The sequence below is a fragment of the Betaproteobacteria bacterium genome, from assembly GCA_016713305.1.
Taxonomy (GTDB): Bacteria; Pseudomonadota; Gammaproteobacteria; order Burkholderiales.
Genome location: JADJPK010000004.1, coordinates 511,614 through 533,729 on the forward strand (window position 1 = coordinate 511,614; position 22,116 = coordinate 533,729).

Sequence of the window (22,116 nt, forward strand, 5' to 3'; positions counted from 1 at the left end):
TCGAAAACCGTTTCGTTTAGATGCGATCCGAACGGATGCAACGGATCCTCGGCCGGCGGGTCAGCCCATCGGTGGCCCCCGGGAAATTCAACGTTCGAAGACCACCGAACCTGCGACGAGGCAGTAACGCACCTGGCCACGGACTTCGGTTCCCGCGAACGGCGTGTTCTTGCCTTTGCTCAGCAGTACTGCAGCATCCACGCGCCACCAATGGTCCGGATCGAATATACAGACGTCCGCGCGAGCGCCCGGTTCCATCCGGGGCACGGGCAACCCGAGAATGCGGGCCGGTCCCACGGTCACGACAGACAGAAGCTTTGAAAGACTCGTGGGCTGCGATCTCATTATCGTCAGAGGAAGCAAGGTCTCGAGGCCCGTGGCTCCGGGTTCCGCCTCCGCGAAGGGTACGGTCTTGCCGTCTTCATCCACGGGACAATGGTCCGAACAGACAGCATCTATGGTTCCGTCCGCCAGTCCCGCAAGCAAGGCATCACGGTCCCGCTGCGCACGCAATGGAGGAGAGAGTCTGCAGTTGGAGTCGAAGTACCCGATGTCGATCTCGGACAGATGAATGTGCGCTGCCGAAACGTCGCAGGTCACGGAAACACCGGACGCCTTCGCCTGCCGGATCATCGCGACGCTGTCGGCGGACGAAAGCCGGCAAAGGTGCAGGCGCGCCCCGGTCTCCTTGCTCATGAGCAACAGGGCGGACACCGCCAGCGTTTCGGCCAATGCTGGAATTCCGGGCAATCCGAGACGAGTGGAGATCATCCCTTCATGGGCCACGCCCAGCCTGGCCAGAGCACCGTCCTGCGGTCTCAGCCACACGGAAAGTCCGAAGGTGGCGGCGTACTGCATGGCCCGGAGCATCACCGCGTGATCCCCCAGGGATCGATCGCCCTGGGAGAATCCGACGCATCCCGCGCTGGCCAGTTCAGCCAGTTCAGCCAGTCGTTCGCCGCGCAGTCCCGCTGTCAATGCCCCGAGGGGGAGTACCCGTGCCAAACCAATGGCTTGAGCCCGCCGGGCGAGCATTTCAACCAGGCCGGGTTCGTCCAGAGGAGGGTCCATGTCGGGAGGGCAGCACACAGCCGTGATCCCTCCCGCGGCCGCTGCGGCAAGCTCGCTTTCCAGACTCGCGCGATGTTCGAAGCCCGGCTCCCGGAACCTTACCGCCAGATCGACGAGTCCCGGGCAGACTGCAAGACCGCGTGCATCAATGCTGCGGTCAGGAACGAATCCCGCGGGCGCAGCACCTACCGCGGCAATGAGACCGTCGGCCAGATGCAGGTCCGAGGTGGACTCGCGGCCGCTCGATGGATCCAGGAGAAGGCCGCCACTGATCGTGATGCGCATCGTCTAACCGTTTCCCGCAAGAATGGCCATGACGGCCATGCGAACCGCAATACCGAACGTGACCTGGGGCAGGATCACGGATTGAGGCCCGTCCGCCACGCTCGAGTCGATCTCCACACCCCGGTTCATGGGCCCGGGATGCATCACGATGGCGTCGGATTCCGCCAGGGCGAGCCGCTCCGCAGTGAGTCCGTACGTCTTGAAATACTCAGAGGCTGACGGCAGCAAGGCTCCGTTCATCCGCTCATTCTGCAGCCGGAGCATCATCACCACATCCACACCGCGCAGCCCCTCGTCCATGTCGTGATACGGCCGGACTCCCAGTTTCTCGACTTCAGGAGGCATGAGCGTCCTCGGTGCAATCACGCGGACTTCGGGCACGCCCAGCGTGGTTAGCGCATGGATCTCGGACCGCGCAACGCGGGAATGCAGAAGGTCACCCACGATGGCAACGCGGAGGTTCGAGAAATCGTTCTTGAAATGCCGGATGGTGTAAACGTCCAGAAGGCCCTGGGTCGGATGCGCATGCCGGCCGTCACCCGCATTGATGACGTGGATCTCGGGTGCGACATGACGGGCGATGAGGTAAGGCGCACCACTGGAGGCATGCCTGACGACGAACATGTCGGCATGCATGGCCGAGAGATTGGCCACAGTGTCGAGGAGCGTCTCGCCCTTCGTCTGGGAGGACGTTGCGATGTTCAGATTGACGACGTCGGCCGATAGTCGCTTGGCGGCGATCTCGAAGGTCGTCCGGGTCCGCGTGGAGGGCTCGAAGAACAGATTGAACACCGACTTTCCGCGCAGCAACGGCACTTTCTTTATCTCGCGCTCCGCGACAGAGACGAACGAACGCGCCGTGTCGAGGATCTGCAGCAGGACACCACGAGGCAAGCCCTCGATGGACAGCAGGTGGCGCAATTCGCCATTGCGCCCCAGTTGCGGACTAGCGAGCATCCGTCGATTCCTCCAGCGTGAGTGCGAGACGCCCGTTGGATGTCTTGGCGAGAACGACCATGGGCGTGTGGGGGGGCAGTTCCAGCACCCCTCCGACGAACTGAGCGCAAATGGGAAGTTGACGGCCGCCACGGTCCAGCAGCGCTGCCAGCCGAACGCAGCCCGGCCTGCCGTAGTCGAACAGGAGATTGAGTGCAGCGCGGGCCGTCCGGCCCGTGTAGAGAATATCGTCCACCAGGATGATGTCCCGGCCTTCCACGTCGAATGCGAGCTTCGAAGCCTGGATGCCGGGTTTCAGACCTCTCTTGTCGAAGTCGTCCCGATAGAACGCAATGTCGAGCGTGCCCAGCGGCAGTCGCATGCCGAGGAGCGAATGCAGGCGCTCGGCCACCCACACCCCCCCGGTATGGATGCCCACAAGGCCGGTTTCTTCGTCCACATGCGGGCGCAACTGGGCCGCAAGGGCTTCGAGCAGTTGTTCTGCGTCAGGCAGCTTCATTTCGTGACTCGAGGAATGCTTGCAGGATGTGCTGGGCCGCGACGGTGTCGAGGTGCCGCTTTTGCTTCATGCCCCAGATGCCGTTCTCGTTCAGCGACGAACTGGCCTGTGCGGACGTGAACGATTCGTCCTCGAAGCAGACGGGAACGCCGTGACGTTGACCGAGCGATTCCGCCCATCGCCCGATGACCTCCGCCAGCGGGTGCTTTCGGCCATCGCGGCTTTCGGGCAAACCGATGACCAGGACGACCGGGCGCCATTCGTGGACGAGCCGGTCCAACGCCCGATCCCTGGTGGCCTCATCCGTCGAGCGAACTGTCTCCAGAGGATGGGCAATGCCCAGTTCCAGTTCGGCCACCGCCACCCCGATGCGGGCGGTCCCGAAGTCGAAGCCGAGCACCGTACCCCGTGGAGGCAGCGACGGTCTGGACGTTTCCCCTCCGTTCTCCGTGGTGCGCATCAGGCGTGACCGGCTTCGTCGGAAAGCGTCGCCAGATTGACTCCCAGAAGACCCATGGCCGCGGCCCAGCGGTCCGATGCGACGACCGAGAACATCAGGTCGGCAACCGCGGCCACGGTGAGCCATGCGTTCTGCCGTATCTCTTCTTCCAGCTGTCCGGGTGCCCAGCCTGCATATCCCAGCGTGACCAGAAGATCCGACGGCCCTCCGCCCGAGGATACGGCCTGCAATATGTCGCGCGAAGTGGTCAACGCCACATCCTCCGCCACCACGAGCGTCGATTGCCAATCGCCGGCCGGCCGATGGAGAACGAAGCCGCGATCGACCTGGACAGGCCCGCCGAAATAGACCGGCCGGGCACCGAGTGAGTCATCGTGCAGATCCAGGTCAATCTGGGAAAAAAGGGCTTTGAGCGTGAGGTCGACCGGACGATTGACCACGACCCCGAGCGCACCACGCTCGTTGTGTTCGCAGACGTAGGTGAGTGTTTTCGAGAAGTTCGGATCGGCCATGTTGGGCATGGCGATCAGAAAATGATGAGTCAGATTGATGTGCGTCTCCAACCTTCCGTAAGGCGCATTTTATCCCGCCGGAGGGGCTCCCGCACCTCCGGGCCGATGGCTGCGGGGCGAGGAAGCTGCCAGCGTCGCGGATCGCGCCAATGCTAAGATCATCGCCGATCTTGCCTCGTCCCGGCCCAGTCCGGGGCACGAAATCACCGGAGAACACGCGATCTGGCTACCGAACAACAAGTCGCCGGTTTCCTTGCGGAGGTCGAACGGCGCGCCTACAAGCATGCGTTGTTTGCGGTCCGGGATGAGCAGGTGGCGCTGGACATCGTCCAGGACTCGATGCTCAAGCTGGTCGACAAGTACTCGACGAAACCCGCAGACGAGCTTCCGCTTCTGTTCCAGCGAATCCTGCAGAACACGATCCGGGACCATTTCCGGCGGCAGAAGGTCCGGAGCCTCTGGGGTACGCTGCTCTCGTCATTGTCTCCCGATGACGAGGAAGACTCGGATCCGCTCGAGCGGATGGAGATCCAGGAGGGTGCGAACCGGGCCGGCACCCCGGCCGAACAGCTCGAACGGGCACAAGTGGCTGACTTGATCGGTCGCGCGCTCGAGCGGTTGCCTCCTCGTCAACGCCAGGCGTTTTTGCTCCGTTACTGGGAGGAACTGGATGTTGCAGAAACCGCCGAAGCCATGGGTTGCTCCGAGGGCAGCGTGAAGACGCACTGCTCTCGGGCGACCCATGCCATTGCTTCTTATCTTCGGGAAAGAGGGGTAAAGCCATGAACGAACACGAGAATGGCCGGCAGATAGCCCGCTATCTCGACGACGGCGTGGCCGATCTTTCCCCTGCTGTCGTCCAACGGCTGGAACGGGCCAGGATGGTCGCGCTGTCCCGGATGTCGGATGTCGAGACGGTAGCCACGGCGCCTGCGTTGGCCGGTGGTGGGTCCGGACGGGACGTGCAGCGCGATTCCGGTTCGCACAGCCGAAGCTTCCTGATGACGGGGTTCTTCCTGCTGGCCTTGCTGCTCGCCATCTACCTGTGGCAGGAGTCCGTGTCGCCTCCCGAGACCGAGGAACTGGATCTGCTGGCCGACGAACTCCCCATCAACGCCTACCTGGACAAGGGCTTTCACCAATGGATTTCCGGCTCATTGCAGCAATAGGGGTGCTGACGGGGACCCTCGGCACAGCCCCTGTCGCGGCTCAGTCGCAGGCTCAACCGCCTGCCTGGGTGCAGTTGAGTCCGCAACAGCAAGAGATCCTCAAGCCTTTCGAACGAGATTGGGACACTCTGGAGCCTGAACGGCGCGAGCGCTGGCTGGCAGTCGCAAGGAAATATCCCACGCTCAATCCGGAACAGCAGCAACGGCTGAAGACACGAATGCAGCGCTGGGCATCGCTGTCGCCGCAGCAGCGTGCCGAAGCCCGTTCACTTTTCAAGCAGATTCAGCAACTCCCGCCCGACAAACGCCGCGAGTTGATGCAGAAGTGGCAGGAGTACGATCAGTTTCCCCCGGAGTTGAAGGAGGCACTCCGCGCCGCGAGGATGAAGAAGCCATGAGCCCGATGTCAGTGACACGATCACCAGACACCTTGGCACCTGCCGATGCCCTGCCGCTCACCCTGGCGCCGCTCTGGCCTCGATTCGGAGCTCTTGTTTATGACGCGATACTCCTCTTCGGCGTGACCTTTCTTGCGTCCTGGATCTTTGTCGTCCTGGTGGGCGACTCCACGGCGGGCCCCCGAAGGTTCGGGTACCAGCTCTATCTGGCGGCCGTGGTTGGCGCCTACTTCATGTTTTGCTGGCTGCGCACGGGGCAGACCCTGGCCATGAAGACCTGGGGACTGAGACTGGTGGACCAGACGGGTGGTGGCCTGTCGCCCCGAAAGGCATTCGCCCGCTATCTGCTGGCGCTCGCGGGAACGCTGTGTGGCGCCTTGGGCTTCCTGTGGGCTCTCGTGGACGCTGATCGCCAGTTTCTGCATGACCGGTTGATGCGCACCAGAATCGTCAAAGCGCCGATCTGAAGCCGCCCCCCCCTCCGGAGGCCTTTGCGCATCGAAGCTTCGCCTGGCTCGAACGCCCCGGGCAAGGTCCGGGGGTCGCTGAACGCCGCGGTCCCGGAAACGAGTCGCCGCAAGATTTCCCCTATCGGCGCTCCACGCGCCAAAGCAGCAGGGCTCCCAGCGCGAAGAACAACGTGGTGGGGAATGCCGCACTGAACAGCGGCGACCAGGCGTTGAGCAATCCCAGGTGCCCGAACAGCCTCGAAACGAGGTGAAAACCGAGGCCTAGCATGATCCCACCGAAAATCTTGCCGCTGATACCGCCCTCGCGGACACGGAGGTAAGCAAAGGGCAAGGCCAGGACCATCATCACGATCACTGCAAGCGGATACACGAGTTTCGAGTAGAGCGCGATCTCGTGCCTCGCCGTCGCCTGTTGATTCTCGCGCAAGTGTCCGATGAAACTGTACAGATCGAACAAGGACATGCGCTCGGGGACCACCATCAGCACGTTCAGAATGGAAGGGTTTAGGACCGAATGCCACTGAATCTCGTCCAGATGCCCGGCTTCGGTCCGATCCGGATGGAAGCGCGTGCGGGATACGTCCCGCAGACGCCAACGATCGGCACCCTGGTACTCCGCGGAGCGTGCCTCGCTGATGGTGCGCAGCCGATAGGCGTCGTCGAACTCGTAGATGCGCACGCCCGTCAGAGCGGCATCGGTGCTCACCTGGGCGACGTTCACGAAGCTTGCATCGTCCTTGACCCACAGTCCCGAACGGAATTCCTGAGCAACCACGCCCGTGTTCGTGGCGCGCAGGAGCAACCGTTGGGCCGCCGTCTCCGAGTACGGGGCAACGAATTCCCCGATGAGAAAGGTCGCCGCGGCGAACAGCAAGCCCAATGGAAGGATGGCAACGACCATGGCCTGGGCCGACACCCCCGAAACCCGCATCACGGTGTACTCGGAGTGGGCCACCATCTGGGCTACGGCGAACAACGTCCCCAGCAAGGCCGCAATGGGAAACAGCTCATAGAGATGTCCCGGCACCGACAGAGCCACCTTGAGGAGCGCAAGGGACAACCGGTATTTTCCCTTGCCGACGTCGCCCAGTTCCTGGATGAAGTCGAAGAACGAGAAAAGCATGAGAAGCGCCAGGAACACGAGGAGGGTGGAGCCGAAAACCTGGCGGCTCACGTAGCGCCTGAGGGTCCTCATTTCCGCCTCCGGCGGATCAGGGGTACGACCGATTGCCGTCGCCACAGGAGAAAGGCCAGGACGGCGAGCATCGCGGCGTGTACCGCGGTCCATCCCAGCCAGATCGGAATCCGCCCCTGTCCGACCCACGACTGGAAGACCGACAGCAGGTTGCTGTAGACCATGTAGAGAAGCATGGCGAGGATAAGATTGAGTGATCGGCCCGCACGCGGATTCACGAAACTCATGGGGACGGCAATCAGCGACAGGATGAGCGCGCTCACGGGAATGCCGACCCGCCAGGTGAGTTCGGCGTGGTGCGAGGGAGTTCGATCGCGTAGCAGATCCAGCGTGGGAACCGAACTGATGGAGGGGATGTACTTGCTCGATTCGTGTGTCTCGATCCGGACGGCATAACGCTCGAATTCAGTCACCCGGTAGTCCGCGCTGCCCGGTTGCCCTTCGTATCGACGTCCGTTCAGCAGGACGAGAAACCGATCGCCGTTGGCGACGGTCTCCGCGTAGCCTCTCGCCGCTACCATGACTCCGGCACGCCCGTTCTGCTTGGAGTGCACGAAGACATTGGCCACCATCGACAGATCAGCGGTCAGCTTCTCCACGAAGTACACCCGGTCCGCCTGCTTCGATTCCTTGAAGACGCCGGGCGAAATCACCGACACGTCGTCCCTGCTCTCGATCTGGTGACGATATACGTCCGCCTTCTCCACAGCCCAGGGCGACAGCACGAGCGACAGCAGCGCGATGGTGAAGATGAAAGGAAGGGAAAAGGACAGGACCGGCCGGATCCAGGAGAGCAGGCTGCGGCCGGACACGAACCAGACGACCATCTCGGAATCTCGATAGCTCCTTGTGAGCGTCGTCAGCACCGAGATGAAGACGGTCAGCGCGAGCAGTATCGGAAGGTAGCGCAGTGCGGCAAGACCGAGCAGGATCAGCACCCCGTCGGGAGGGATGACGCCCTGCGCCGCCCATCCCAGCATTCGAATGAGCTGGGTGGTGACGGTGATCATGAGCAGCACAGCGAACACCACGACCCCGGTGTTCATGAATTCGCGCCGGAGCGCGCGATGGAAGAGCACGACTTTGACTTTTCTCCGAGGCGGCGAGGATAATTTTTCGCCTTGATGCCCAGTCATCCAGTTGCGGCGATTGAGCCCAATCCTAACAGGAGAACCCGTGGAATTCAGCCTCAAACACACTTCGGCGGATCGGATCCGCAGCGCCTGCGTCGTGGTCGGACTATATGACGACGGTTCCTGGGCGCCTTCGGCGCTTGCGATCGACAAGGCGGCGTCCGGTCATCTGACCGCACTGCTTCGCCGTGACGATCTCAAAGGCAAGGCAGGAAGCTGCGCCCTGCTTCACGCTGTTCCGGGAATCGCGGCGGCTCGAGTCGCGGTCGTAGGGCTGGGCAAGAAGGCGGACCTGTCCACCAAGGCCTTTCGCGAGGCGGCCGCAGCCGGCTTGCGGGCAGCCGCGTCGAGCGGTGCGAACGAAGCGATGTGCTTTTCGGCGGAATGGGACACGGTGTCCATGACCATGGCGGACCGCATCATGCATACGGTTCTCGTCGCGGCAGACGGGGCGTACCGCTTCGACCATCTCAAGAGCAAGAAAGACGCTTCCGCCGCCGTTCTCGACAAGGTCGGCATAGGTCTCGAAACCCGCCCTGGCGCGGCCGAAACGAGAGCGTTGGTGCAGGCGGCCGCCCTGGGGGAGGGCGTGTCCCTGGCCAAGGATCTCGGCAATCTTCCCAGCAACATCTGCACACCCGCCTATCTTGCCCAGACCGCCCGGGATCTGGGGAAAGCCTATGGATTCAAGACCACCGTTCTCGAGCGCCGTGACATGGAGAAGCTCGGCATGGGCTCCTTCCTGTCCGTGACCAAGGGAAGCCAGGAACCGCCGAAGTTCATCGTCATGGAGTACTCCAAAGGACGAAAGAAGGACAAGCCGGTGGTGCTGGTGGGCAAGGGGATCACGTTCGACACGGGCGGCATCTCTCTCAAGCCCTCTGCTGAAATGGACGAGATGAAGTACGACATGTCCGGAGCCGGCAGCGTCCTTGGCACGTTCAAGGCCGTCGCCGCCATGGATCTGCCGATCAATCTGGTGGGTCTCATTCCGGCGTGCGAGAACATGCCGAGCGGAACTGCCACGAAACCAGGCGATATCGTGACGTCCATGTCGGGTCAGACAATCGAGATCCTGAACACCGACGCCGAGGGTCGCCTGATTCTTTGCGATGCGTTGACCTACGCTGAGCGCTACCAGCCCGCAGCCGTCATCGACATCGCCACTCTTACGGGGGCGTGCGTCATTGCGCTTGGTCACGTGGTGACCGGCATGTTCGCGAACATGGATGCGCTTGCCGAGGAGCTGGAGGACACGGGAAAGTTCATCTGGGACCGCGTCTGGCACATGCCGATGCTCGATGACTACCAGGAGCAGATCAAGAGTCCCTTTGCCGACATGGCCAATATCGGAGGCCGCCCCGGAGGAAGCGTGACCGCCGCCTGCTTCCTTTCCCGCTATGCGGGTGCATATCCTTGGGCACACCTGGACATCGCGGGCACCGCATGGAAATCGGGCAAGGACAAGGGTTCGACAGGTCGCCCAGTCCCCTTGCTCACAGCCTTTCTGATGCGTCGGGCCATGCAGTAGCGCCTCATGACCCAGATTGATTTCTATACACGGGCGTCAGACCGCCTGAGGATGGCATGCATCCTCTGCGGCAAGGCATGGAGCCGAGGCATTCCGGTGGTCGTGGCCACGGCGGATTCCGCCATGACGGAGGCGGTCGACCGCGCCATGTGGATGCACCCCGCCACCGGATTCCTCCCGCACGTACGTGCTCGTCACCGCCTGGCGCCCGTTACGCCGGTGATCCTGGATCATGAACTCGAAGGAATCGACCGGCGCGGGCTTCTGGTCAACCTCCGGCCAGATGCCCCCGACGTATTCAGCAGCTTCGAACGCCTCATCGAGATCGTATCGAATGACGAAGAAGATGTTCACGCGGGCCGGCAACGCTATCGTTTCTATCGTGACCGCGGTTACGAGATCAGAACGCACGATCTTGGCGAGGTACGTCAATGAACGAGGATGCGGCTGGAAGGCCTGGGGAGGACGAGGACGAGGAAGAAGTGCTCTTGCGTGCCGATTATCTGATGCGCCGCCACAAGGGTGTGGGCGACCCGCCTGGGCAGCCCGCACGATCCTCGCCCCGCGACCTCGACGAGATCCCCCTTCTTACCGATCTCGTGAGTCCCGGGACCCGCCCCCTCGATACCGACCCGGCGCAGCCTTCCCCGGTACCGCCGACGCCAGAACAACCGGGAGAATCGTCAGATCCGGCCCCGACGCCACCATTGGTCGGGGGCCTCGCGCCGCAGCATCCTCAATCCTTGTCACAAGTGCCTCTTCCGCCCCTGAACGAAGAAGCGATTGCCACTCTGAAGGCGAGGCTGGAAGCGGATATCTCGGCGCTACTGGAAACACGTATCCGGAGTGAACTCACATCGGGCCTCAATCACATGTTGAGTGAAGCGTTTCCGGTCATGCGCGATCAGGTCCGGCGGATCGTAAAGGAGGCCCTGGAGGAAGATCGTTGGGCAAGACGTGACGATCCGACACAGGACGTTTGACCTCCCTGAAAAGGCGCGCCTCTGCGGCACCATCACTGCAATGCGCTGGAAAGCGGCATCTGTCTGACGTTGCGCTGCAGAATTCGGGATAATCCAAGGCTTGTTCGCCTGCCCGGTTTCCCGAGATGGATCTTCCAAAGAGTTTCGAACCTGCCGAAATAGAGCGCCGCTGGTATCCCTTCTGGGAATCCAAGGGCTACTTCCAAGCGACCTACAAGCCGGATCAACCCGGGTTCGCGATACAGCTCCCGCCACCCAACGTGACGGGTACGCTTCACATGGGGCACGCGTTCAATCAAACGATCATGGACGCCCTCTCCCGGTATCACCGCATGCTGGGCCAGAACACGCTCTGGCTTCCGGGTACGGACCACGCCGGCATCGCGACCCAGATCGTGGTCGAGCGGCAACTCGAGGCTCAGGGGACGAACAAGCGCGAACTCGGCCGCGAGCCTTTCGTTGAAAAGGTCTGGGCATGGAAGGAGCAGTCCGGTTCGACCATCACCGGCCAGATGAGGCGCTTGGGGGATTCCTGCGATTGGTCCCGAGAGTACTTCACCATGGATTCGAAGCTGTCGCGGGTCGTCCTGGAGACCTTCGTCAGGCTGTATGAGCAGGGGCTGATCTACCGTGGCAAGCGGTTGGTGAACTGGGATCCCATCCTGAAGACCGCCGTATCGGACCTGGAAGTGGAAAGCGAAGAGGAAGAGGGGCGCATCTGGGAAATCGTCTACCCCTTCGCGGATGGCCCGGTCAACGGAATGAGTGGCCTGACTGTCGCGACCACACGCCCCGAAACGATGCTGGGCGACGTCGCCGTCGCAGTGAATCCTGAAGACGAGCGATACCGAGACATCGTGGGAAAACGCCTGTCGCTTCCACTGACCGGCAGGACCATTCCAGTGATCGCGGATGACTACGTCGAGCGCGAGTTCGGTACCGGCTGCGTGAAGATCACACCGGCGCACGACTTCAACGACTATGCCGTCGGAACCCGCCATGCGCTGGAGATGATCAACATCTTCACGCTCGATGCCCGCATCAACGAGAACGGCCCGGCTTCGTATCGCGGTCTGGATCGATACGACGCGCGCAGGAAGATCCTGGAAGATCTCCAGTCTCAAGGCGTGCTGGCGGGTAGCAAGGCGCATCGGATGATGGTTCCCCGTTGCGCCCGGACCGGTGCCGTGGTCGAGCCTATGCTGACGGATCAGTGGTTCGTGGCCATGTCCAAGGCCGCGCCGGAGGGCACATTGCATCCCGGCAAATCCATCGCTCAAGTGGCGCTCGAAGTGGTTCACCGCGGCGACGTTCGTTTCGTGCCGGAGAACTGGGTCAACGTGTACAACCAGTGGCTGGAGAACATCCAGGACTGGTGCATTTCCCGCCAGTTGTGGTGGGGCCATCAGATCCCTGCCTGGTACGACGAGTCCGGCAACGTCTACGTGGCGCGGGACGCGGATGAGGCTCTGGCAAAGGCTCGCGATGCCGGGGTGTCCGGACCGCTCATCCGTGACGCCGACGTTCTCGATACATGGTTCTCGTCAGCGCTGGTGTGCCACTCGACATTGGGCTGGCCCACGCCGGAAGGCGATGACGTGCAGGCGATGAATCTCTACCTGCCGTCGACGGTTCTGGTCACGGGGTTCGACATCATCTTCTTCTGGGTCGCCCGGATGATCATGATGACGACCCACTTCACGGGCAAGGTTCCGTTCCGCGATGTGTACATCCATGGCCTCATCAGGGACGCCGAAGGCAAGAAGATGTCCAAGTCCGAGGGGAACACGCTGGATCCGGTCGACTTGATCGACGGCATCGATATCGAGCGGCTCGTCGGAAAGCGCACCACAGGCCTGCGCAAACCGGAGGATGCGCCGCGCATCGAAGCAAAGACGAGGAAGGAGTTTCCGGAGGGCATTCCGCCGTTCGGCGCGGACGCTCTGAGATTCACCATGGCCGCATACGCCACCCTGGGTCGCAACATCAACTTCGACCTAAAGCGCTGCGAGGGCTACCGCAATTTCTGCAACAAGTTGTGGAATGCCACGCGATTCGTGTTGATGAACACGGTCGACAAGGACTGTGGGCTGGATGAATCTTCGCCGGTCAGTCTCTCCGCCGTGGACCGCTGGATCGTGAGCGGACTGCAACGAACCGAAGCGGAGGTCGAGAAAGGATTCGCCGACTATCGCCTCGACAACGTGGCCAGCGCCATCTACCGGTTCGTGTGGGACGAGTACTGTGACTGGTATCTGGAACTTGCCAAGGTTCAGATCCAGAACGGAGACGAATCAGCTCAGCGCGGCACCCGCCGCACGTTGCTGCGAGTGCTCGAAGCAGTCTTGCGGCTGGCCCATCCGGTCATCCCCTTCATCACGGAAGAACTCTGGCAGCACGTTGCACCCCTGGCGGGCAAAAAGGGCGAGAGCGTCTGCGTGGCACCCTATCCGCGATCGCAGGCAGAGAAGATCGATCCCGCGGCAGATGCGTGGGTTTCGCAGCTCAAATCTCTCACGGATGCCGCACGCAACCTGCGCGGAGAGATGGGTCTTCCACCCGGAGAGCGCGTGCCGTTGCATGCAGCAGCGCCGGATTCGTTCCTCGAATTCGCTCCCTATCTCAAGGCACTTTGCCGGTTGTCGGACGTGCACGTGGCGAATGCACTGCCCGATGTCGAAGCTCCGGTGGCGGTCGTGGGCGACATAAAACTGTTACTGCATGTGGAAATCGATGTTGCCGTGGAGACCCAGCGGCTCACGAAGGAAATCGAGCGGTTGGAGAATGAGATCCGCAAGTGTGAGACCAAGCTCGCCAATCCCTCCTTTGTCGACCGCGCCCCTGCGGCGGTCGTTCAGCAGGAACGGGAGCGTCTGAAAGGGTTTGAGGCAACCGTCGAAAAACTGCGCCCGCAGTTGGCCAAACTCCTTTCAAGATGACACGGAGGCGGTCTCCGTTTCGAAAGCATGGCGGAGCGGTCACGGACGGCTCCGATTGAGCACACGACTAGGCATCGGTGGAAACGAGCGGATCTATCGCATGACCGCCTCGTGGGCTCTGTAACCAATGAAGTGGCGCGGGATCGACTCTTCTGCAAGCAAGAGTGTTCCCCATGCGTTGCGCGCCTTCCGGTACGCAGCCTTCAGACGCTTTTATGCCGGGCAGAGCGTTTCGATCGTAGGGTCCTGGGTTCAATCGATCGCGTTGTCCTGGCTCGTCTACCGCCTTTCGGGTTCCACCAGCCTGCTCGGACTGACCGCCTTCCTGACTCAAGCCCCGATCCTGTTGCTTGGCCCTGTCGCAGGCGGCTTTATCGACCGGCATGATCGGAAGAGGGTCCTGCTTATCTCCCAGTGGGCACTCGCGGCTCAGGCCACCTTGCTGGGCGTGACGGTAAGTCTGGGCGTCCTTCAGGTGACGTGGCTGCTCATCATGGCAGCAGTCCAAGGATTCATCGCCGCAGTCGAAACTCCGGCACGGCAGTCGTTCCTCAACGTACTCGTTCCCGAAAGGGCAGACCTGCCCAACGCCATCGCGCTGAATTCGTTCCTGATGAACAGCGGGCGGTTCGTCGGTCCCGCGATCGCCAGCATGTTGCTGGTGCACGTTCAGGAAGGCGTGGCGTTCCTGATCAATGCCTTCAGTTTTCTGGCTGCGATCGCTGCAATCGCTTCTGTTCCGTGGCGACACGAAGCGGGTCTTGCCGGCGGAGGAACCCGTCAGTTCCAGGCCTTCGGCGCGGGTATCTCATATGCGCTCTCCCATCGAGTGCCCAGAACGCTGCTGCCCATTGTGGCCGTGGTGAGCTTCTTCGCCAGCCCATATGTGGCACTGATGCCCGCTCTCGTCAGGGAGTCGTTCGACAACAGTTCGGAGACACTGGGCTATCTTGTCGGTGCCGCGGGTCTTGGCGGTCTTGTCGGCACCGCAACACTTGCCGCGTGGCGCGATATGAAGAGCCTGCCGAGGTTGACTGCGAGTGCTTGCGGAACCGCAGGATCGAGCTTGCTGGCATTTTCGTTCAGCGAACAGTATTGGCTGAGCCTTCTCTGCATGCCGTTCATCGGATTCGGAATCATCGTGACAGCGGCTTCGGTGAACGTGATGCTCCAGACAACGACGCCAGAGCCGATTCGGGCACGCGTGATCGGGCTCTACCTCGCGAGTTTCCTGGGCATGGCACCCTTCGGAGCCCTGTCGGCGGGTTTGCTTGCGGAGATTACGAGCGTCCGTGTTGTGCTTTCGCTGGGCGGAGGAACCTGCATGGCGGCTTCGCTGGCATTCGCAGCATGGACTTGGCGCGCATCGTTCGACATACCGCGCGGCGATGCCAGACCGATGTAGACCGGTTCGTCGGGACAATCGTCAAGCGGTGACCAATCCGATCGAAGCGCCGATCCGGTCCCTCAGCACCGGCCGCCGAAAAAAAAACGGGCGCCCGAAGGTGCCCGTCTTCTACAACCGAACTCGCGATTCTTAGAACGAATGCTTCACGAGCAGGGCCAAGCTGCGGCCATCGGAACCCGGGCCGGTCATCGGGCTGCCGATGTTCAGATACGTGGCGTACTGCTTGTTGTTCGTGATGGAACCGTAGAACAGCAGCTGGGTCTGCTTGCTCAGGTTGTGGCCATAGCCGGCGCTGAACATCGTGGCGCCCGTGTCGCTGGCGGAGCAGGTCGAGCCGTCGCCACGCGAGCAGCTACCGTCGTTGGCAAGACCCAACTGAACGGCGACGTAACCGGTCGGCACGTTGTACTTGGCACCGAACCAGGTGGCGTCACGCTTGTACTCGCTAACAAGGGTGGATGCCTGACCGTTGGTCTTGTACTTCAAGGATTCCCAACGAGCGAACAGGCTGAAATCGCCGAGGGTCAAACCACCACCGATCTGGATACCCGTATCCGTCGAGCCCGTGCCGGTCGTGGAGCTGGTCAGAGCGTTCAGACCGAAGAAGTCCTTGTGACGCTCGTAAGCAACGTTCACGAAGAAGGGCATATCGGCCGGCTTGAACTGGGCACCGAGAGACGTGAACGTGGGCTTCGTGCCGTTGTTCGAACCCTGGTACGCATTCAGGCCTTGGGCGACGCCGAACGTGAAACCACCGATATCAGGGCTATCGTAGAAAATGCTTTGGCCTTGACGACGATAGAACGAATGGCAGGGCGACGCGGCCGAACAACCGCTGTTGCCATTTTCGAACGCGCGGCCATCACCGGCGTTACCGAGCATCTGGAGGTTACCGCCAATCCCCGCTGCGCCGTCGAACAAGTCGGACTGGTACATGTAACGTTCGTAGATGTGTTCGTTGATACCCATGCGCAGGCTACCCCAGCCGCCTTCGAAGCCGAGATACGTGTTGCGCTGACGCAGGGCGCCGCTGGTGTCGTGCACCGTGGAACCGGTGTTGGAAAAGTCGAGCTGAGCGTTGAACACCACCTTGTTGCCATCACCGATGTCTTCGGTGGAGTTCAGGTTGACGTTCGAGTAGTTGGACGTCAGACCGAGGTTGCTGAAACCTTGCGCGCCGTAGGCACCGATGGACGCTGCGCTCTGCACGTGCGTGCCAGCGGGAGCGGCTGCGGTGGAGTCACCGCCGGAACCATACTGCGGGCCCATGTTGATCGTGCCGCTGATCGTCACGTCCGCCATGGCGGCCGGGGCAACGAATGCGCCAGCGAGCGCCAGAACGAGAAGCTTCTTGTTCATCTCATCTCCTGATGGTTGGGAATCATGTTGGGCGCGAATACCGCACCTCCCCCGAGGCGCGCTACGCGCGCACCCCACAGATACCACTCCAGGTTGGAGGGGTGGGCGGATTGTGCACATCGAGATAGGGCGGCACAAGCGGTCGGAAGGGACTTTTTTCAGGGTCAGCGTGTCTTTGTTGCGTTTACGCAACAGAAATTGACCCCAGCACCAGATCCTAGTCGACAAAATGGTTTTGGTTGCTTGATTCGGGAGTTACGAACACTTCCTCACCCATTTTCTTATTGTGCGGCGCACCAACCGTCTGGTGCGCGCAACACGGAGCAACCCTGGGTGGATTCAGCGAAAGAGCCGCTCCAATTCCACCCCGGGGTCCGGCGCCTTCATGAAAGCCTCCCCGACCAGGAAAGCATGAACGCCGTGCGAACGCATGTTCGCCACATCCACCGGCGAATGGATGCCACTTTCTGTGATGACAAGCCTGTCCGATGGGATTCGATCGAGCAGACCCAGGGTAACGTCCAGCGAAGTCTCGAAAGTCCGGAGATTGCGGTTGTTGATCCCTATCAGAGGCGTACGCAGGCACAGCGCCCTGTCCAGTTCGGCGGAGTCATGTACCTCGACGAGGACTGAAAGACCCAGTGAAATCGCAATTTCCTCCAGCGATTCCATCAACCGCTGTTCCAGTGCGGACACGATGAGCAGCACACAATCGGCTCCCATGGCCCTGGATTCCACGATCTGATACGGATCGATCATGAAGTCCTTGCGGAGAACGGGAAGCTGACAGGCCGTCCTGGCTTCGACCAGGTAGTCGCGGTGTCCCTGGAAGAACTGCTCGTCTGTCAACACGGACAGGCACGCGGCGCCGTGCTTCTCGTACGAAGCGGCAATTCCAGGCGGATCGAAGTTTTCGCGCAGGAGACCCTTGCTGGGGCTGGCCTTCTTGATTTCGGCGATCACGGCCGCTTGCGCCTGGGAGACACGTCTCTGCAGCGCGCCGGCAAACCCGCGCGCTGGCGGCAATTGCGAGCACAGGCGTTCCAGTTCCCCATGGGAGATGCGTTCTTGTGCCGCCGCCACCTCCTGGCGTTTGACGAGAATGATCTTGTCGAGGATGTCCGCCACGGGCGCCTGCCTCATTGAGAGAACGAACGCGTGAATCGCGTGAATTCGTCCAGCTTTCGACTGGCGGCGCCCGCAGCCATGATCTCCAGCGCCCTCCTCACACCTGCTTCATGACTGTCGCTCATTCCACCCACGTAGATCGTTGCCCCGGCGTTCAGGGCGACGATGTCTCTCAATTGCACCGGGAACACCGGCCAGGGCCTGGAGCACCAGTTCCCTGGACACTTGCGCATCCTGAGCGCGAATGGCCTCGATCGGCGCGCTGTCCAAACCGAACTGCTCGGGGCGGATGACGTACTCACGGACTTCGCCCTCCTTCAGCTCACCGATCATGGTTTCCCCGGTGATCGAAATCTCGTCCAGTCCCTCCAGGCCATAGACGATCATCACGTGACGGCTGCCCAGCCGCTGCAGGACCCGCGCCTGAATGCCGACGAGATCGGGGTGAAACACGCCCATGACCTGATTGCGAGCCGCTGCCGGATTGGTCAGCGGACCCAGGATGTTGAAGAGCGTCCTGACGCCCAGTTCGCGTCTCACCGGTGCAGCGTGCTTCATTGCGCCATGGTGACTGGGCGCGAACATGAACCCTACGCCGACTTCGTCGATGCAGCGCGCGATCTGCTCCGGCGGCAATTGAATGGCGGCACCGAGCGCTTCGAGGACATCCGCACTGCCGGACTTGCTGGATACCGAGCGGTTGCCGTGCTTCGCAATCTTGACGCCTGCTGCGGCAGCCACGAACGCGGCAGCCGTGGAAATGTTGAAAGTGTGAGCGCCATCACCGCCTGTCCCGCACGTATCCACGAGATTCGCGTGATCCGCGACCTCCACCTTGGTCGCGAACTCTCGCATGACCTGGGCAGCCGCCGTTATCTCTCCGATCGTTTCCTTCTTGACCCGCAATCCGATCAGGATGGCCGCGATCAGCGTTGGAGAGACCTCGCCGCTCATGATCGCCCGCATCAGTGCGAGCATTTCCTCGTGAAAGATCTCCCGGTGCTCTATCACGCGCAGCAGAGCGTCTTGGGGGCTCATTTACGGCTCTCCTCCAGGAAGTTCTTCAGCAGGGCATGCCCCGATTCCGTGAGAACCGACTCGGGATGGAACTGCACTCCTTCCACCATGAGTTGCCGATGACGAACTCCCATGATCTCTCCATCGTCGGTCCAAGCCGTGACTTCCAGGCTGTCCGGCTTGGACTCCGGTTCGATCACGAGCGAGTGATAGCGGGTAGCCGTCAGAGGATTGGGCAGTCCCTTGAATACGCCGACGTCGCTGTGATGAACCGGTGAGGTCTTTCCATGCATCAACTGTTTCGCGTGGACGATACGACCGCCAAACGCTTCCCCGATGGATTGATGCCCCAGACAAACGCCGAGGATCGGGATACGTCCGGCGAATCTGCGGATGAGGGGCACCGACACACCGGCTTCTTTCGGAGTGCAGGGACCCGGAGAGATCACGATACGCGCCGGCGCGAGACCGGCAATCTCGTCGAGCGTGATCTCGTCATTGCGCACCACGCGCACCTCCTCGCCCAGTTCGCCGAGGTACTGCACGAGGTTGTAGGTGAAGGAATCGTAGTTGTCGATCATCAGGAGCATGGCCGGTTCTCCTCAAGCGCTCTTGCCGGAGAAAAGGCCAGCCTGCGCCATTTCCGCAGCTCTCAGCACCGCTCTTGCCTTGTTCTGAGTCTCGGTCCACTCGCTTGAGGGGACGGAATCGGCAACGATGCCGGCGCCTGCCTGGACGTACAAGCGCCCATCCTTGATGACGGCGGTCCGAATGGCGATCGCCAGATCCATGTCCCCATTGAAACCCAGGTAGCCGACGGCCCCTGCGTAGATCCCTCTCTTGGAAGGTTCCAGTTCGTCGATGATCTCCATGGCGCGCACCTTCGGCGCCCCCGAGACCGTTCCCGCAGGAAACGTCGCACGAAGAACCGCCATCGCATCCAGGTCGGTTCGCAGGCGGCCCTCCACATTGGACACGATGTGCATCACATGGGAGTACCGCTCGATCGTCATGTTGTCGGTGACCTTGACGCTCCCGACCTCGGCCACCCTGCCGACATCATTGCGTCCGAGATCCATGAGCATGACGTGTTCGGCGCGCTCCTTCGGATCGGCCAGCAGTTCCTGCTCGAGCGCAAGATCCTGTTCACGATCGCGCCCGCGGGGCCGGGTCCCCGCAATCGGTCTTACCGTGACCATCCCGCTTTCGAGCCGGACGAGTATCTCCGGACTCGCGCCCACGACATGAAAGCCGCCCATGTCGAAATAGAACATGTACGGCGAGGGATTCAACGCGCGCAGGGCGCGATAGAGGGAAAGCGGTGAGGCGGGATATGCATGTGACAGCCGTTGCGACAAGACAACCTGCATGATGTCGCCGTCGAAGATGTACTGCTTGGCACGTTCGACGGAATCGACGAACGCGTCTTCACTGAACTCCGAGGCCGCAGGAGATGGCGTCATCGGCACTTCCATCGGCATGCCGACAGGCTGCCTGAGCGCCGTCAGCAGTGCATCGAGCTGTTGACGCGCCTGTTCGTAGGCTCCTTCCTGCCGCGGGTCCGCGTAGACCACCAGGAACAGCTTGCCGGACAGGTTGTCCACCACAGCAAGTCTGTCGGACAACATCAACATGATGTCCGGACAGCCCAGAACATCCGGTTTTTGCGCATCGGCGAGCCGGCGTTCGATGTACCGAACAGTGTCGTAGCCGAAATAGCCGACCAGTCCTCCCGCGAATCGCGGCAGTCCGGGAAGGACGGCTGCGTTGAACCGTTCGTGGCATTCGCGGACCCACTCCAGGGGATCTTCTCGCTCGGTCTGCGACAGAAGCACATTGCCCCGGTACTCGCTGCAAATGTGGCCGCGGACTTCGAAGCGGATCTCGGCAGGCAATCCGATGAACGAATAGCGCCCGAAACGTTCTCCCCCCTGGACTGACTCCAGAAGGTACGAGTATGGGCGGTTGCCTAGCTTGAGGTAGACGGAAAGCGGTGTATCGAGGTCGGCCAGCGTCTCGAGTACGACGGGGACGCGATTAATGCCGCGTTGGGCGAACTGCTTGAATTCCTCTTCGGTCATGACAACTCCTGTGCCGCATTCTGATCTCTGGACTTCTCACGGATGCACGCCTCAGTGCGTGCGCCAAGCTTTGATCACCGGGCGCCAACGCCGCCAATGATCCGCCGGCAGTACCGGACCGAGAGAGAGACAAAGTGGATGGAGTTGCATGCCTGTCGTCATGCGGAAAGACACCGAGCGAGTTCGACCACGTCCGAGACTATAGCATCGGCTCCCAGATCCCGCACCTGCACCCCGCCCGGGTAACCGTAAGGCACGCAAACGATGGGACAACCCGCGGCGCGGGCGGCCTTCACGTCGTTGATCGAATCTCCGCAGTACAGCAGTTCGGACGGCGGGATGTTCCAGAGGGCACAGCAGTGCAGGAGAGGCAGCGGATCCGGTTTGCGGCGCGGGAGCGAGTCTCCGCCAATCACCGGGTCGAAGTAATACAGCATGCCCTGTAGTTCGAGCAGCGTGCAAGCGAAGGCCTCGGGCTTGTTTGTCACGCAAGCCATGGGAAAGCCGCTGGATCGAAGCATCGCCAAACCTTCGGCGACGCGACCGAACGGGCGGGTCGCGACGCTGAGATGCGTCGAGTAGTGCTCTTCGAACGCTGCGAGCGCGCGCCGAAAAAGCTCCCTCTCGGGCTCTCCATCCATGTGGCCAGTCAGCAGTCGCTTCGCAAGGACCGCGACGCCGTCGCCGATGAAACCCCGCACCGTCTCGTGGGACACCGGCTGCCGGCCCACGGCCGACAACATGGCATTTCCAGAGTTGGCGATGTCGGGAAGAGTGTCAAGCAGCGTTCCGTCCAGGTCGAACGCCACCCCCCGAATGCGCCCAAAGCCGCCTTTCATCCGGTTCAAGCCCGGGCGGCGGCGAGTTCGGATCTCATCTGCTCGACGGTCGACCGGTAGTCGGCACTCTTGAAAATCGCCGATCCTGCGACGAACGTATCGGCACCTGCGGCGGCGATCCGGCGGATATTGTCGGTCTTGACGCCGCCATCCACCTCGAGCCAGATGTCTCGGCCAGTCGCGTCGATCCGCTTCCTGGTCTGGCGCAATTTCTCCAGTGCGGATTCGATGAAACTCTGCCCCCCGAATCCGGGATTGACCGACATGATCAGAATCAGATCGAGCCGATCCATCACGTGGTCCAGATAGTGAAGCGGTGTCGCGGGATTGAAGACGAGCCCGGCGCGGCAGCCATGGTCGCGGATCAACGTCAATGTGCGATCGACATGTTCCGACGCCTCCGGGTGAAAGGAGATGATGTTCGCGCCGGCCTTCGCGAAGGCCGGGACGAGTTCGTCTACCGGTTTCACCATCAGATGCACATCGATCGGGACCGTCGCATGCGGCCGGATCGCCTCGCAGACAAGCGGCCCGATGGTCAGATTCGGGACGTAGTGATTGTCCATCACGTCGAAGTGAATGAGGTCGGCACCCGCCGCGATCACGTTTCGAACTTCATCGCCTAGCCGGGCGAAGTCGGCAGAAAGGATACTGGGTGCAATTCGGTACATGGCGGGAAGTG

Annotated in this window: 22 protein-coding genes and 1 pseudogene; 9 read left to right on the plus strand and 14 right to left on the minus strand. The window is 61.6% G+C overall.

The features are described from left to right. Positions 1 to 87: 87 nt before the first annotated feature. Genes IPK20_03060 through IPK20_03080 form a run of 5 tightly spaced genes read right to left on the minus strand, consistent with a single transcriptional unit; the run spans position 88 to position 3,835 of the window. Positions 88 to 1,356, minus strand: coding sequence for a dihydroorotase (locus tag IPK20_03060; GenBank protein ID MBK8015786.1), 1,269 nt, complete (start codon positions 1,354 to 1,356; stop codon positions 88 to 90). Positions 1,357 to 1,359: 3 nt separating this feature from the next. Further along, positions 1,360 to 2,313, minus strand: coding sequence for an aspartate carbamoyltransferase catalytic subunit (locus tag IPK20_03065; protein MBK8015787.1), 954 nt, complete (start codon positions 2,311 to 2,313; stop codon positions 1,360 to 1,362). Further along, the gene (gene pyrR, locus IPK20_03070) at positions 2,303 to 2,812 is read right to left on the minus strand and encodes a bifunctional pyr operon transcriptional regulator/uracil phosphoribosyltransferase PyrR (protein ID MBK8015788.1); all 510 of its coding nucleotides are present in this window, start codon (positions 2,810 to 2,812) and stop codon (positions 2,303 to 2,305) included. Before pyrR ends, IPK20_03065 begins: the two co-directional genes overlap by 11 nt. After that, complete coding sequence (ruvX, locus tag IPK20_03075) at positions 2,799 to 3,272, minus strand: Holliday junction resolvase RuvX (protein ID MBK8015789.1); 474 nt, start codon at positions 3,270 to 3,272, stop codon at positions 2,799 to 2,801. The genes pyrR and ruvX overlap by 14 nt, the downstream gene beginning before the upstream one ends. Next, positions 3,272 to 3,835 carry a YqgE/AlgH family protein gene (locus tag IPK20_03080; GenBank protein ID MBK8015790.1) on the minus strand — a complete coding sequence of 188 codons (564 nt, stop codon included), beginning with the start codon at positions 3,833 to 3,835 and terminating at the stop codon, positions 3,272 to 3,274. Before IPK20_03080 ends, ruvX begins: the two co-directional genes overlap by 1 nt. Positions 3,836 to 4,006: 171 nt before the next feature. Here IPK20_03080 and IPK20_03085 point away from each other — a divergent pair, with 171 nt between their 5' ends. Genes IPK20_03085 through IPK20_03100 form a run of 4 tightly spaced genes read left to right on the plus strand, consistent with a single transcriptional unit; the run spans position 4,007 to position 5,818 of the window. Then, positions 4,007 to 4,570: an RNA polymerase sigma factor gene (locus tag IPK20_03085; protein MBK8015791.1), complete on the plus strand. Its 564-nt coding sequence runs from the start codon at positions 4,007 to 4,009 to the stop codon at positions 4,568 to 4,570. After that, positions 4,567 to 4,953 carry a DUF3619 family protein gene (locus IPK20_03090; GenBank protein MBK8015792.1) on the plus strand — a complete coding sequence of 129 codons (387 nt, stop codon included), beginning with the start codon at positions 4,567 to 4,569 and terminating at the stop codon, positions 4,951 to 4,953. The genes IPK20_03085 and IPK20_03090 overlap by 4 nt, the downstream gene beginning before the upstream one ends. Next, positions 4,926 to 5,351 (plus strand): DUF3106 domain-containing protein, encoded by a 426-nt coding sequence (locus IPK20_03095; protein ID MBK8015793.1) that lies wholly within the window; start codon positions 4,926 to 4,928, stop codon positions 5,349 to 5,351. The genes IPK20_03090 and IPK20_03095 overlap by 28 nt, the downstream gene beginning before the upstream one ends. Positions 5,352 to 5,356: 5 nt before the next feature. Then, complete coding sequence (locus tag IPK20_03100; protein MBK8015794.1) at positions 5,357 to 5,818, plus strand: RDD family protein; 462 nt, start codon at positions 5,357 to 5,359, stop codon at positions 5,816 to 5,818. A gap of 121 nt (positions 5,819 to 5,939) precedes the next feature. Here IPK20_03100 and lptG read toward each other — a convergent pair whose 3' ends face one another. Then, a complete protein-coding gene (lptG, locus tag IPK20_03105) occupies positions 5,940 to 7,016 on the minus strand; it encodes an LPS export ABC transporter permease LptG (protein ID MBK8015795.1) in 1,077 nt (358 codons plus the stop codon). Continuing rightward, on the minus strand, positions 7,013 to 8,095 hold the full coding sequence (gene lptF, locus IPK20_03110) for an LPS export ABC transporter permease LptF (protein MBK8015796.1): 1,083 nt from the start codon (positions 8,093 to 8,095) through the stop codon (positions 7,013 to 7,015). Before lptF ends, lptG begins: the two co-directional genes overlap by 4 nt. 97 nt (positions 8,096 to 8,192) lie before the next feature. Here lptF and IPK20_03115 point away from each other — a divergent pair, with 97 nt between their 5' ends. The 5 genes from IPK20_03115 to IPK20_03135 all read left to right on the plus strand — a co-directional run bounded on the left by IPK20_03115 (position 8,193) and on the right by IPK20_03135 (position 15,007). After that, positions 8,193 to 9,680: a leucyl aminopeptidase gene (locus IPK20_03115; protein MBK8015797.1), complete on the plus strand. Its 1,488-nt coding sequence runs from the start codon at positions 8,193 to 8,195 to the stop codon at positions 9,678 to 9,680. Between the two features lie 6 nt (positions 9,681 to 9,686). Continuing rightward, positions 9,687 to 10,115 carry a DNA polymerase III subunit chi gene (locus tag IPK20_03120; protein MBK8015798.1) on the plus strand — a complete coding sequence of 143 codons (429 nt, stop codon included), beginning with the start codon at positions 9,687 to 9,689 and terminating at the stop codon, positions 10,113 to 10,115. Continuing rightward, entirely contained in the window at positions 10,112 to 10,663 is a 552-nt protein-coding gene (locus tag IPK20_03125; protein MBK8015799.1) for a hypothetical protein, read from the plus strand. Before IPK20_03120 ends, IPK20_03125 begins: the two co-directional genes overlap by 4 nt. A gap of 125 nt (positions 10,664 to 10,788) precedes the next feature. Continuing rightward, positions 10,789 to 13,602 carry a valine--tRNA ligase gene (locus IPK20_03130; GenBank protein ID MBK8015800.1) on the plus strand — a complete coding sequence of 938 codons (2,814 nt, stop codon included), beginning with the start codon at positions 10,789 to 10,791 and terminating at the stop codon, positions 13,600 to 13,602. A 178-nt stretch (positions 13,603 to 13,780) separates the two neighbouring features. Continuing rightward, positions 13,781 to 15,007, plus strand: coding sequence for an MFS transporter (locus IPK20_03135; GenBank protein ID MBK8015801.1), 1,227 nt, complete (start codon positions 13,781 to 13,783; stop codon positions 15,005 to 15,007). 132 nt (positions 15,008 to 15,139) lie between these two features. On the opposite strand, the gene IPK20_03140 is transcribed toward IPK20_03135, so the two are convergent. The 7 genes and pseudogenes from IPK20_03140 to rpe all read right to left on the minus strand — a co-directional run bounded on the left by IPK20_03140 (position 15,140) and on the right by rpe (position 22,105). Next, complete coding sequence (locus tag IPK20_03140; GenBank protein MBK8015802.1) at positions 15,140 to 16,369, minus strand: porin; 1,230 nt, start codon at positions 16,367 to 16,369, stop codon at positions 15,140 to 15,142. Positions 16,370 to 16,708: 339 nt separating this feature from the next. Next, a complete protein-coding gene (gene trpC, locus IPK20_03145; GenBank protein ID MBK8015803.1) occupies positions 16,709 to 17,497 on the minus strand; it encodes an indole-3-glycerol phosphate synthase TrpC in 789 nt (262 codons plus the stop codon). A gap of 11 nt (positions 17,498 to 17,508) precedes the next feature. Next, positions 17,509 to 18,535: pseudogene (trpD, locus tag IPK20_03150) on the minus strand (anthranilate phosphoribosyltransferase). Then, a complete protein-coding gene (locus IPK20_03155) occupies positions 18,532 to 19,104 on the minus strand; it encodes an aminodeoxychorismate/anthranilate synthase component II (GenBank protein MBK8015804.1) in 573 nt (190 codons plus the stop codon). Before IPK20_03155 ends, trpD begins: the two are co-directional and overlap by 4 nt. Positions 19,105 to 19,116: 12 nt before the next feature. Continuing rightward, entirely contained in the window at positions 19,117 to 20,595 is a 1,479-nt protein-coding gene (locus tag IPK20_03160) for an anthranilate synthase component I (GenBank protein MBK8015805.1), read from the minus strand. A 158-nt stretch (positions 20,596 to 20,753) separates the two neighbouring features. After that, positions 20,754 to 21,434, minus strand: coding sequence for a phosphoglycolate phosphatase (locus tag IPK20_03165; GenBank protein MBK8015806.1), 681 nt, complete (start codon positions 21,432 to 21,434; stop codon positions 20,754 to 20,756). 5 nt (positions 21,435 to 21,439) lie between these two features. After that, the gene (gene rpe, locus IPK20_03170) at positions 21,440 to 22,105 is read right to left on the minus strand and encodes a ribulose-phosphate 3-epimerase (GenBank protein ID MBK8015807.1); all 666 of its coding nucleotides are present in this window, start codon (positions 22,103 to 22,105) and stop codon (positions 21,440 to 21,442) included. Between the last annotated feature and the right edge of the window lie 11 nt (positions 22,106 to 22,116).